Below are 12,968 nucleotides of genomic sequence, written 5' to 3' on the forward strand. Positions count from 1 at the left end.
GTAAAACAACAACTTATTACAGCTTATAAAAGCTATCTTCTTACGTAAGTAACAACATCGAACTCACTGCCACCATCGTAGGTTTCTGTAAGTACTAGTTTTCCATTAGTAATTTCTACTTTAACGTTATCAGAATCAAATGCTAGATCTCCATTAGGGAAATTCTCGCTTTCTTCTGGTGTGATGAAGTCTTCAAATTTAAACTGTACTATTGTTAAAGTTTTATTGGTTTCGTTATAAGCCCATTTTCCTGTTGCTTTTTCATCCGCTTTCTCAATTTCATCTTCATAAACAGCAGCACAGCTTTCTTTTGATTTTAAGTAATCCAATGATTGATATTCATCTTTGTAAGTCGCATAAAAATCGCCATTACTTTCAAAAACTATAATGGTTTCTTCATCAATAATCTGCTTGTCATAATTAACTTGAATGGATTCATTATTATCACAAGATATCGTTCTTTTCTCGATAATAACTTCTTCCATCCATTCCCCTACAATAGATGCATTACCACCCCATGCTTCTACTTCTATACAAACAGTAACAATTTGGCTAATGTTTTCTTGGGCATCATAGATGCATAAGTCTGCACAAAATTTACCAGGAGGGAAAGCACTTCCAAAATCTACATCAATTTCATATTCGCCATCAACGAGAGCGGTGCTATTTTTAGAGAAAAGATTCTTTTTTAAAGACTTCTCTGTTTTAGTGTCATCAGATTTGCCTGTGTTAAAACTGGAAACAGGGATATCAAAATAACCAGAAGCATTATTATTATCGGTATCTTTAAATACTAAGTATGCACCAGCAATATTTGTTTCTGTTGAAGAGAATTTTAAGTTAAAACCAGTACTTTGAAATGCCTCCGCTTTATTAGAATCTATTTCAAGATTCATAGTACTATTAGGTTGCCCTGGAGTTCCTGATTTTTTTGCTGCACCTTCAATAGAAATGTCAGAATTTAAATTGTCAAGCGGTACAGGAATCTCTTCCAATTGATTTTGTTCATTTGCTAATTGTTCGCTCCCGCCATTGTTATCATCATCCGACGAGCATGAATATGCTAAAATCGAAAATACAGTTAATACAAATAATGTTTTAAAAATTTTCATAAGATAGATTGTAAATAGATTAATAATAGATTTAGAATATGCATAACTAGAAATAAATGTTTAAATGTCCAAACATAATAAGCGGATTACATAAAAAAAGTCAAATAATTGAATTATGACCTTTAAAAAGCTAGATGAAGTACTTTTTTATGTGAAAATCAGGTAAAATAATAAATAAAAAAAGAGAAGCATGGCTTCTCTTTTTTATAGTGATTGATATCTAGTCTATTCAACTTTATATCTCCAACCAAAAGGGTCTTCTGCCTTATTGGTTTGTATATCTGTAATGCGTTTCTTTAATGAACTTGCATATGTGTTTTCTAATTCCGGTAAATCATAATCAGTTCCCTTATACCCAAAACCGGCAATTGGCGAAATAACGGCAGCGGTACCCGCACCAAACATTTCTTTTAATGAACCATCTTTAGCAGCAGAAACTACTTCATGTACTGTTAGTTTTCTAACTTCTACAGGAATACCTTCGGCTTCAGCTAACTCAATAATACTTTTACGGGTAATACCATCTAGAATTCTATCGCTGGTTGGCCCTGTAACAAGTGTATCGTTTATACGAACAAAAATATTCATAGCACCTGCCTCTTCGATATACTCGTGGGTATTATCATCTGTCCAGATAACTTGTTGGTATCCTTTATCTATAGCTAATTGTGTTGGGTAAAACTGACCGGCGTAATTTCCTCCAGCTTTAGCATAACCAACACCTCCGTTTGCAGAACGGGAATATTTTTCTTCAATTAAAACCTTTACTTTTCCGGAAAAATAAGCTCCAGAAGGTGCCGTAGCTATAATAAAGGTATATTCATCGGCTGGCGATGCGTGGAAACCATTTCCAGAAGCAAATACAAAAGGTCTTATGTATAATGAGCTTCCGCCTTTTTGAGGAATCCATTCATTGTCAACCTGTAATAAGGTTTTAAGACCATCCATAAAATAGTTTTCTGGTAATTCCGGAATGGCTAAACGCTTTGATGAAATATTTAAACGTTTAAAATTATCTAAAGGACGAAATAACCAGACATTTTCGTTCTCATCTTTGTAAGCTTTCATACCTTCAAAGACAGATTGGCCGTAATGAAAAATCTTGGCAGATGGATCTAAGCTAAGCGCTTGATAAGGAACAACCTTAGGAGTTTCCCATTTACCATCTTTAAATTTACATTCCAGCATGTGGTCTGAAAATACATGACCAAATTTTAAATTGTCAAAATCTACATCGTTAATTTTAGTAGTTTTGGCTTTTATAATCTCAATGTTATTGATTATAGTGTTCATACCTCTAGTTATTTTATAATACAAATTTAAGTAAAAACGTTTTTAAAAAAACGGTATATTTATATAAATCAGTTATAATTAAAATATTTACAAAATGAAGTCGATTATCTTAGCAATTATCTGTGTGATACTGTTAAATTCTTGCAAGAATAAAAATGAAGAACCCTCCAAGGATATGCCTGAAACAGAAGAAGTAAAGTATGCGTCTTTTGGAAAAGCCATTATTGCAGACGATGCTATAGCTGCGACTTCAATGGCTGCTCATTATAAAACAATGAGTGTTGGAGACTCTATTAATTCTAAAATGTTAGCCAAAGTTAATAGTGTTTGCCAAACAAAAGGATGTTGGATGCGATTAAGTTTGGAAGATGGCAACGAAGTTATGGTAAAGTTTAAGGACTACGGTTTTTTTGTGCCTAAAGACATAGCGGGAAAAGAAGTTATTGTTAATGGAAGAGCCTATGTAAAAGAAGTGCCTATTGATGAGTTAAAGCATTACGCAGCAGATGCCGGAAAATCGGAAGAAGACATAGCAACTATTACAGAGCCCAAACGAACATTTTCTTTTGAAGCTGATGGTGTTTTATTAAAACAATAATGTGTTTTAAATACACTTATTATGGATGTTACATGTGTCTAAAAAACACGAATAAAGTGCCCGCATGAAAAGAGAAGTTGTTATCACGGCCGATGGTTCCTCGACCATTCATTTACCAGATTGGAATGAGCAGTATCACTCCAAGCATGGAGCTATACAAGAGGCTTATCATGTGTTTATTAAACATGGTTTGCATCACTTCTGTAATCCTGAACTCTTGCACGGAGCAGAGTCGAAGTACGTTTCTGGATCACACAAAACGATAGCTGTTCTAGAAATTGGATTTGGAACAGGTTTAAATGCCTTTATTACGTTATTAGAAGCAGAAAAATTAAATATTGCTATTGATTATTTTGGAGTAGAAGGGTATCCTGTTTTAATGGATGAAATTAACCAATTAAATTATCCAGCAGAATTACAAGCCAGAGAAAAAGAGGTTTATTTTAAACAATTACACGAAGTTTCCTGGAATGAAAAGTATGCTATTGCTAAAAACTTTTCATTAGAGAAGCAAAATCGGTTCTTTTCTGAAATTAAGGAAACAGATATGTACCATATTGTATACTTCGATGCTTTTGGAGCTAGAGTACAGCCCGAATTATGGACGGAATCTATATTTTTAAAAATGTACAAAGCATTAAAAATTGGAGGTCTTTTAGTAACCTATTCAGCAAAAGGAAGTGTGCGTCGTGCTATGGAATCGGTTGGTTTTAAGGTCGAACGTTTACCAGGACCTCCCGGCAAGCGTGAAATGCTTAGAGCTGTTAAAAAGGTCTAAGCATTAGGAATTTTCCAAATGTTACGCGCCTGTAAGGAAGTGTGATATTCAATAGATTTATTGCCAGAAACCCCAAAGCATTGAATTTTTAATATTTAGATACTGTTAAACCTAATATAAATGGTTAGTAAACGGGTAGGTCTTTTTGTAACTTTATAAAAAAAGAAAATGCGAGTTTTAATAACAGGTGCGACAGGCTTAATAGGACAGGAGATCGTAAAAGTTTGCCATGAGAGAGGAATTGCTGTTAACTACCTAACTACGAGTAACTCTAAAATATCCCAAACCGAAAATTATCGAGGGTTTTATTGGAACCCTAAAACTCAGGATATCGATACGGATTGTTTTAAAAATATAGATGCTATTATACATCTGGCTGGGGCTACAGTTTCTAAGCGCTGGACACCATCTTATAAAAAGGATATTTTATCTAGTAGAAAAGCAACTACCCGATTGCTTATTAACGCCTTAAAAGGTGAAACCCATACTATAAAACAGGTGATTTCGGCAAGTGCTATCGGGGTCTATTCAAATTCCTTAACCAATTATTATGAAGAAGATTCTAAAGATTTTAGCGACTCTTTTTTAAGTGAAGTGGTGCAGGTTTGGGAGCAAGAAGTAAACGCATTTACTCAATTAGGTATTCAGGTTTCAAAAATAAGAATAGGGCTGGTTTTAGCGGAGAATGGTGGAGCGTTGCAAGAAATGGTTAGACCTATTAAGCTAGGTTTGGGCGCTGCTTTTGGTAGTGGAAAACAATGGCAGTCCTGGATACATGTTCAGGATTTGGCAAACCTGTTTTTATATGTTTTGGAAAATAATTTAACGGGTATTTACAATGGCGTCGCTCCGAATCCAGTCACAAATAAGGAGCTAACAAAAACTATAGCTAGTGTGATGCGCAAACCATTGTTTTTACCAAATATTCCTAAGTTCTTTTTAAAGCTGGTATTAGGTGAGATGCATATATTATTGTTTGAAAGCCAACGCGTCAGTTCCAAAAGAATAGAAAACAAAGGTTTTATTTTTAAATATCATCATTTAAAGCCTGCTTTATTAAATATTTTACAATAGCTGCTTTTTTTTAAAATAGGCTGTAACAAAACAATCTTAATTTAGACTTATTTGTTGTTTTCTAAATAATAATATATATGAAGTTTATCTACGGTGGGTTATTTTGCCTTTTAATAATTTCTTGTAACTCTCAAGAAAAATATAGCATTCCTGTAAAAATTGAAAATGATTGGGAGACCGATCATGTTGAAAATGTAAAAATTAGCTTAGATAAAATTAATTTATTGAAAGAACAAATAAATGGTAACAAGTATAAAGACATACATAGCTTTTTGATTGTTAAAGATGAAAAAATAGTTTTTGAAGAATATTATCATGGTTATCATAAAGACAAAAGACATGATGTAGCATCTGTAACTAAAAGTATTACTTCTGCATTAGTTGGGATTGCTATTGACAAGAACTATATAAAAAGCACATCTGCTTCCGTATCAGAGTTCTATAAAGGATCGGTTTATGAAGACAAATGGGATAGTATAAAGAAAAAAATTAGAATTAAAGATTTGTTAACCATGCGTCACGGTTTGGATTGTGATGATTTTAATAATAATACATCAGGAGATTTTGATGCCTTCTTACGTTCTGATGATTATATAAATTATATGCTTGATGTAAAGATGATTCATGAACCAGATAAGGTTAATGCTTATTGCACAGGAAGTACGCAATTATTAGAGCCTGTTTTGCAAAATAGTACAGGTTATTCGGTTGAAGATTTTGCATCAAAGTTTTTGTTTGATCCTATTGGGATAAAAAGCTTTAAATGGGAAAAAAGCCCTAAAGGAAAACCTGCTATGGGAATGGGGGCAGATATGACCCCAAGAGACATGGCTAGGTTTGGTTTATTATATTTAAATAGGGGAAATTGGAAAGGTAAACAGGTTATTTCTGAAGCTTGGATTGAAGAGAGTTTAACTTCATATGGTAAATTATTTGACTTTGTAGATTATGGGTATATGTGGTATTTGGAGCCACCAATAACTGTAAATAGCAAGCAAATAAATTATTATGTAGCTCTAGGTCACGGAGGGCAAACAGTAGCTATATACCCTGATTTGAATATGATAGTTGTAATTACAGCAGCTAATTATAATAATGAATCGGATTATTATGATATGCTAGAAAAGTATTTATTACCTGCTATCGATTTTTAAATCAATAATACAATAACTCCAAATAGTATCATTGGTGTCTTACTTTATAAGAATTACTAGTGTTTAATACATTACAAAAATAAAAAACTACCATTTTTTATTAATAGCATTAATACGCCTAAGTATAGTGACAAATAATTCAAAAACACATTTATATAAACGATTTTCTTTATAAGGGGTTGAAAGTGTGTAGTTTGGTTGTGAAGTGCTGTTTGGAGGTGAAGCATGGTAATGTTTAAACTAAATATCTGTTTTTTAGTGTTGGAATTTTTATGTTAAATAATAGAGTGTAACGTTTGCTTTAATGATTTAACAGTTGCTTTAAGATTAGAATTTTCGAAGAAACCTTCTTTACTACCGGCAGTTCAAAAAAAATTAAAATTATTTAATGACATTATGACATTTTTATAATATTGGCAGTACTTTTGCCAACTAATTTTTGTATTTGTAAAATTTAAATGTGGCAATGAGTAAGAAAGAAAAAACTAAAGATATAGAAAACGATCAAATAGACGGTGTACAAAATGAAACCGTTGAAGTTGAAGAGCAAGTAGCAGAAGAACAGGAGGCAGAAGAGCAGTCTGTTGAAGAAAAACTTGAAGCTGAATTAAAGCAGGAAAAAGACAAGTTTTTACGTTTATTTGCCGAGTTTGAAAATTATAAACGACGTACTGCTAAGGAACGTATAGAGTTATTTTCTACTGCCAGTGAGGATGTTATGAAAACATTATTGCCGGTTTTGGATGATTTTGAGCGTGCATTAACCCATATTGAAGAAGATAAAGAAGCAGAAGAGCTACGTAAAGGTGTTTTACTAATTTATCAAAAATTGGTAAAAACATTAGAGCAAAAAGGATTAACAGCTATCAAAGTTGAAAAAGGAGAGGCTTTTAATGCAGACGATCATGAGGCCGTTACACAAATACCGGCACCTAGCGATGATTTAAAAGGAAAAATTATCGATATTATAGAAAAAGGTTACAAACTTGGCGAGAAAGTAATTCGTTTTCCAAAAGTTGTTATAGGTCAATAAAATAAAAACATGGCTAAAAGAGATTATTACGAAGTATTAGGAGTTAGCAAAGGAGCGACTGCATCAGAAATAAAAAAGGCTTATCGTAAAAAGGCAATTGAATACCATCCTGATAAAAATCCAGATGATAAAAGTGCTGAAGCCAAATTTAAAGAAGCAGCCGAGGCTTATGAGGTATTGAGTGATGCCGATAAAAAGGCGCGTTACGATCAGTTTGGTCACCAAGCCTTTGAAAATGGAGGTGGCGGCTTCGGCGGCGGTGGCATGAATATGGACGATATTTTTAGTCAGTTTGGAGATATTTTTGGCGGCGGCTTTGGTGGCGGTTTCTCCGGTTTTGGAGGTGGCGGAGGCCAACGTCGTGTAAAAGGAAGTAATCTTCGTATTCGAGTAAAGCTTACTTTAGAAGAAATAGCCAATGGAGTAGAGAAAAAAGTAAAAGTTAAGCGTAAAATTCAAGCCCCAGGAACAACCTATAAAACATGTTCAACATGTAATGGTAGTGGACAAGTAACGCGAATAACCAACACTATTTTAGGAAGAATGCAAACATCTGCACCATGTAACGTGTGTGGCGGTGCAGGACAAATTATAGATAAAAAACCAAGTGACGCAGATTCTCAAGGATTAAAAATTGGAGAAGAAACAGTTGCTATTAAAATACCTGCAGGTGTTGTAGATGGTATGCAATTAAAGGTGTCCGGTAAGGGTAATGAAGCTCCGGGTAACGGAATTTCTGGAGACCTTATTGTTGTTATTGAAGAGGAAGTACATGACAAATTACAACGTGAAGGCGATAATTTACATTACGATTTATATGTAAGTTATCCAGACGCTGTTTTAGGAACCTCAAAAGAAATTGAAACAGTAAACGGTAAAGTGCGTATAAAAGTTGAAGCTGGCGTACAATCTGGTAAAATTTTGCGATTACGCGGAAAAGGAATCCCTAGCATAAATGGTTATGGTAAAGGGGATTTGTTGGTACATGTAAATGTTTGGACACCAAAAACTTTAAATAAACAACAAAGGGAATTTTTTGAATCGATGAGAGACGATGAACATTTCATGCCTAAGCCGGAAAGTTCAGATAAATCATTCTTTGAGAAGGTAAAAGACATGTTCTCTTAAGAACAAAAATACCAATAATAGCGAGCAAGTTTAAAGGTGAAATTATTTGTTAAAAATGAAGTTCTCCTACTGTTTTGTTAATAATATGTAAAAAATAACTATATTTGAATCATCACTAATTAATATTAGTGGTAATTTTTCTTTTTCATAGCAATTTTTTTCCCATCCTTAATTTATTAAGGGTGGGTTTTGTTTTTATAAAAAAATACACCCTTAATTATTTAGAGCCTTTTACCGGATTATCCTATGATGTTATATAACATTTAATATATTTACAGATAACAAGTAAATTTAAAAATAAGTAATGATCAACTTACTGGAAGTTAATGAAGTTTCTAAAAACTTTGGAAACTTTAAAGCACTTAATAATGTGTCAATTACAGTTCCTAAAGGTAGTATATTTGGTTTGTTGGGACCTAACGGTGCCGGTAAAACAACACTCATAAGAGTTATTAATCAAATAACTATGCCAGATCAAGGTAAGGTACATTTGGATGGAGAATTACTTAAAGCCGATCATATAAAAGATATTGGTTATTTGCCAGAAGAACGCGGGCTATACAAATCTATGAAAGTAGGCGAACAGGCGTTATACTTAGCTCAATTAAAAGGTCTAAGTAAGGCTGAAGCTAAAAAACGTTTAAAATATTGGTTTGAGCGTTTAGAGATAGGAGACTGGTGGAACAAGAAAATTCAAGAGTTATCCAAAGGAATGGCCCAAAAAATCCAGTTTGTGGTTACCGTGCTGCACAAGCCCAAACTTTTAATTTTTGACGAACCATTCTCGGGGTTCGATCCCATAAATGCCAATTTAATTAAAGATGAAATTTTACGTCTACGAGAAGAAGGAGCTACAGTTATTTTTTCTACGCACAGAATGGAATCTGTTGAGGAGCTTTGCGATGATATAGCACTAATACATAAATCGAATAAAATTCTGGATGGTAAGCTAATTGACGTAAAACGGCAGTATAAAATAAATACGTTCGAAGTTGGCATTCGAGCTAATAACAAAGAAAGCTTAGAGCAGGAATTGGCAAATAAATTTGAGGTGTCGTCAGCAAATTTTAAAACTTTAGAAGACGAACTAAAATTAAACATAAAGCTTTCTAATACGGAAACATCTAACGATTTATTAAATTATTTAACCTCAAGAGGAGAAGTATCCCATTTTGTTGAGTTAATCCCTAGTGTAAACGATATTTTTATTCAAACAGTAAAGAATAATTAATTTTCATGAACCATTTACCTCTCATAATAAAACGTGAATATTTAACCAAGGTTAAAAATAAATCGTTTATAATCATGACTATTTTAAGCCCTATTATCATGATAGTGCTTGTAGCTGTGGTGGCTTATTTATCACAACTAAATAATAATAAAGTACGTACTATTTCTGTTTTAGATGAATCAGGATTGGTACATGAAGTTTTTAAAAACTCAGACAATACAACTTACAATATTCTGGAAGGTATGTCTTTAGAAGAAGCTAAAATATTCTCAAATGAATCAGCTTCTTATGGTTTGTTACATATTAGTAAGTTGGATTCTATAGAAGCGGTATCCGATCATATAAAATTCTATTCGGAAGAATCACCGTCACTAACACTAATTTCCAGTTTAGAAGGAAAATTAGAGAAGACATTTACAAACCTTAAATTAGAACAACAGGGTATAGATGTCGATTTAATTAATGCTTCCAGAATAAAAATAGATATAGCCCAGGAAAGTTTTGAGGGTGAAAAAACATCAAAACTAGATAGTTTTGTAAAACTCGGTTTTGGTATTGCTATGGGATACCTGTTGTTTATGTTCATAATCATTTACGGTAATATGATTATGCGTAGCGTTATTGAGGAAAAAACAAGCAGGATTATCGAGGTTATTATTTCGTCGGTAAAGCCCGTACAATTAATGTTAGGCAAAATTATTGGAACCTCTTTAGCAGGCGTAACGCAGTTTATTATTTGGATGATTTTTGGAGGGTTTTTAATGACGGTTGTTTCTCTAGTATTGGGTATTGAATTATTTGATACAACACCGCCGCAACAAGAATTGATGCAAATGGCTTCAGGTGGTTCAGATTTCGGTTTTTATTTTGAATCTTTTAAAGCAGCTTTACAAAATTTACCATTAATGAATCTTCTTTTTGCATTTATACTATTCTTTATTAGTGGTTATTTATTGTACAGTTCGCTATATGCGGCAATAGGAGCAGCAGTAGATAACGAAACAGATACCCAACAATTTTTGTTTCCGATAATGATGCCTTTAATTTTAGCAGTTTATATTGGTATTTTTACAGTAATTGAAGACCCTCACGGAACCGTATCAACCGTGTTTTCGTTTATACCATTAACATCACCGGTAGTGATGTTAATGCGAATACCTTTTGGTGTACCGTTGTGGCAACAATTGGTATCATTATTGATATTAATCGGTACATTTATGTTTACAGTTTGGTTTGCTGCAAAAATTTATCGCGTCGGTATTTTAATGTACGGGAAAAAACCAAGTTACAAGGAATTAATTAAATGGATTAAGTATTAATGATTCAAAATTTAGAAATAGAAGAAGAGGCAAAAACAGTAAAAGAGACTATAACCGAAAGTACTATTTGGGAAAACTTTGTTGATTTTATCGGAATTGAGCTTATCGAAAACGAAGCCGGGACTATTAAAATAACGGTAGGTTTTTTACTTGCTGTTACTGTTGTTTATATATTAACCAATGTTATTCTTTCTTTCGCTAAACGATTAATAACACGTAAATTACCAACAGAAGATAAAGCCAAGTTTAATACGGTTTTTTCGTTTTCACGCTGGTTTATCTATCTCATTGTATTATTAATAGCTTTTAGTACGGCTGGTATTAATATAAATGCCATTTTGGCTGCTTCTGCAGGTTTATTAATTGGTGTTGGTCTTGCATTACAGACCTTATTTCAAGATATTATTTCTGGTATTTTTATTTTGATAGATCAATCCGTTCATGTTGGTGATATCATTGAGTTAGAAGGAAAAGTTGGTCGGGTGGAAGAAATTAAACTGCGTACAACACGAGCGGTAACTATCGACAATAAAGTATTGGTAATCCCTAATCACTTATACCTAACTAATAGTTTATATAACTGGACGCAAAATGGTACTAAAACCAGAGAAAGTGTAGAGGTAGGTGTTGCTTATGGTAGTGATGTTGAACTTGTAAGAAACCTATTGTTACAAGTAGCTTCAGAGAATAAAGATGTTTTAAAATACCCGGAACCTTTGGTTGTTTTTACAGATTTTGCAGATAGTTCCCTCAATTTTAAACTGATTGTTACTATTAATGATAGTTTTCAAGCCCTAATGCCCAAAAGCGATTTAAGATTTGCTATAGATAAAATATTTAGAGAGCATAATATAAGCATTCCATTCCCTCAAAGAGATATGCATATTATTTCCCAGGATAAAGAACTATAGAGAAAAGAAAAACATTTAAAATTATAATTTGAATACAGATGTTTATATGTTATTATCCGTATTCATTAATCTAAAATAAAATGCCGAAAATATTAGTAATAGAAGACGAAGCAGCAATTAGAAGGGTGCTAGTTAAAATTCTTTCAGAAGAAAATGATACCTATGAAGTAGAAGAAGCAGATGATGGTTTAGTAGGGATTGATAAAATTAAAGATGAAGATTACGATTTAGTGCTTTGCGATATTAAAATGCCGAAAATGGACGGTGTTGAAGTTTTAGAAGCAATGAAAAAGATAAAACCAGAAATACCAATAGTCATGATTTCTGGTCATGGTGATTTGGATACGGCTGTAAATACTATGCGTTTAGGAGCTTTCGATTATATTTCGAAACCACCAGATTTAAATAGACTTTTAAATACAGTTCGCAATGCTTTAGATAAAAAGGAACTGGTTGTTGAAAATAAATTGCTTAAAAAGAAAGTAAGCAAGAATTTTGAGATGGTTGGAGAAAGCGACGCTATTTCCCATATAAAGGATATTATTGAAAAGGTAGCTCTAACAGATGCTCGTGTGCTTATTACGGGACCAAACGGTACAGGAAAGGAATTGGTGGCGCACTGGTTACATCAAAAAAGTGAAAGGTCCAAAGGTCCCATGATTGAGGTTAACTGTGCTGCAATACCTAGTGAGCTTATTGAAAGTGAATTGTTTGGCCATGTTAAAGGGGCTTTTACAAGTGCGGTTAAAGACAGAGCTGGTAAATTTGAAGCGGCTAATAAAGGCACCATTTTTTTAGATGAGATAGGAGATATGAGTTTGCCTGCCCAGGCCAAAGTGCTTAGAGCTTTACAAGAAAGCCGTATTCAACGTGTAGGTAGTGACAAAGACATTAAAGTAGATGTTCGTGTAGTAGCGGCTACAAATAAAGATTTAAAAAAGGAAATTGCAGAAGGAAGATTCCGTGAAGATTTATATCACAGATTAGCGGTTATATTAATTAAGGTACCGGCTTTAAACGACAGACGTGATGACATTCCTTTATTGGTAAATCATTTTACAGATAAGATTGCGAGCGAACAAGGAACTGCAAAAAAATCGTTTTCAGATGAAGCGATTAAATTACTTCAAGATTACGATTGGACGGGAAATATTAGAGAGTTACGTAATGTTGTAGAACGCTTAATTATTCTGGGCGGTAACGAAGTGAGCGAGGAAGATGTTAAGTTGTTTGCTTCTAAGTAAATAGAGGCAAATCTAACATTAGATATACTTTTAAATAAAACGAGGTTGACTATTTTTAGTCAACCTCGTTTTTTATGTTAGGCTTTTGTCTTT

Annotated in this window: 12 protein-coding genes; 10 read left to right on the forward strand and 2 right to left on the reverse strand. The window is 33.3% G+C overall.

Features of this window, described 5'->3' with window-relative positions:
- Positions 1 to 32: 32 nt before the first annotated feature.
- On the reverse strand, positions 33 to 1,112 hold the full coding sequence (locus C1H87_RS20810) for a hypothetical protein (RefSeq protein WP_102757664.1): 1,080 nt from the start codon (positions 1,110 to 1,112) through the stop codon (positions 33 to 35).
- A 225-nt stretch (positions 1,113 to 1,337) separates the two neighbouring features.
- Entirely contained in the window at positions 1,338 to 2,405 is a 1,068-nt protein-coding gene (locus C1H87_RS20815) for a branched-chain amino acid aminotransferase (RefSeq protein WP_199769314.1), read from the reverse strand.
- Positions 2,406 to 2,499: 94 nt separating this feature from the next.
- Between C1H87_RS20815 and C1H87_RS20820 the strand changes: the two genes are divergently transcribed.
- The 10 genes from C1H87_RS20820 (at position 2,500) to C1H87_RS20865 (ending at position 12,875) form a co-directional block, all read left to right on the forward strand.
- Positions 2,500 to 3,003, forward strand: coding sequence for a DUF4920 domain-containing protein (locus C1H87_RS20820; protein ID WP_102757665.1), 504 nt, complete (start codon positions 2,500 to 2,502; stop codon positions 3,001 to 3,003).
- Between the two features lie 64 nt (positions 3,004 to 3,067).
- The gene (mnmD, locus tag C1H87_RS20825) at positions 3,068 to 3,781 is read left to right on the forward strand and encodes a tRNA (5-methylaminomethyl-2-thiouridine)(34)-methyltransferase MnmD (protein WP_102757666.1); all 714 of its coding nucleotides are present in this window, start codon (positions 3,068 to 3,070) and stop codon (positions 3,779 to 3,781) included.
- Between the two features lie 168 nt (positions 3,782 to 3,949).
- Positions 3,950 to 4,855: a TIGR01777 family oxidoreductase gene (locus tag C1H87_RS20830; RefSeq protein ID WP_102757667.1), complete on the forward strand. Its 906-nt coding sequence runs from the start codon at positions 3,950 to 3,952 to the stop codon at positions 4,853 to 4,855.
- 77 nt (positions 4,856 to 4,932) lie between these two features.
- Positions 4,933 to 6,009 (forward strand): serine hydrolase domain-containing protein, encoded by a 1,077-nt coding sequence (locus C1H87_RS20835; protein WP_102757668.1) that lies wholly within the window; start codon positions 4,933 to 4,935, stop codon positions 6,007 to 6,009.
- A gap of 466 nt (positions 6,010 to 6,475) precedes the next feature.
- Positions 6,476 to 7,042, forward strand: coding sequence for a nucleotide exchange factor GrpE (locus C1H87_RS20840; RefSeq protein ID WP_102757669.1), 567 nt, complete (start codon positions 6,476 to 6,478; stop codon positions 7,040 to 7,042).
- A 9-nt stretch (positions 7,043 to 7,051) separates the two neighbouring features.
- Positions 7,052 to 8,170 (forward strand): molecular chaperone DnaJ, encoded by a 1,119-nt coding sequence (gene dnaJ / locus C1H87_RS20845; protein ID WP_102757670.1) that lies wholly within the window; start codon positions 7,052 to 7,054, stop codon positions 8,168 to 8,170.
- 304 nt (positions 8,171 to 8,474) lie between these two features.
- Entirely contained in the window at positions 8,475 to 9,401 is a 927-nt protein-coding gene (locus C1H87_RS20850) for an ABC transporter ATP-binding protein (protein WP_102757671.1), read from the forward strand.
- A gap of 5 nt (positions 9,402 to 9,406) precedes the next feature.
- Positions 9,407 to 10,720: an ABC transporter permease gene (locus C1H87_RS20855; RefSeq protein ID WP_102757672.1), complete on the forward strand. Its 1,314-nt coding sequence runs from the start codon at positions 9,407 to 9,409 to the stop codon at positions 10,718 to 10,720.
- On the forward strand, positions 10,720 to 11,631 hold the full coding sequence (locus C1H87_RS20860) for a mechanosensitive ion channel family protein (protein ID WP_102757673.1): 912 nt from the start codon (positions 10,720 to 10,722) through the stop codon (positions 11,629 to 11,631). The genes C1H87_RS20855 and C1H87_RS20860 overlap by 1 nt, the downstream gene beginning before the upstream one ends.
- Positions 11,632 to 11,711: 80 nt before the next feature.
- Positions 11,712 to 12,875 carry a sigma-54-dependent transcriptional regulator gene (locus C1H87_RS20865; protein ID WP_102757674.1) on the forward strand — a complete coding sequence of 388 codons (1,164 nt, stop codon included), beginning with the start codon at positions 11,712 to 11,714 and terminating at the stop codon, positions 12,873 to 12,875.
- Positions 12,876 to 12,968: the final 93 nt, after the last annotated feature.

The sequence above is a fragment of the Flavivirga eckloniae genome (genome assembly GCF_002886045.1).
Classification (GTDB): domain Bacteria; phylum Bacteroidota; class Bacteroidia; order Flavobacteriales; family Flavobacteriaceae; genus Flavivirga; species Flavivirga eckloniae.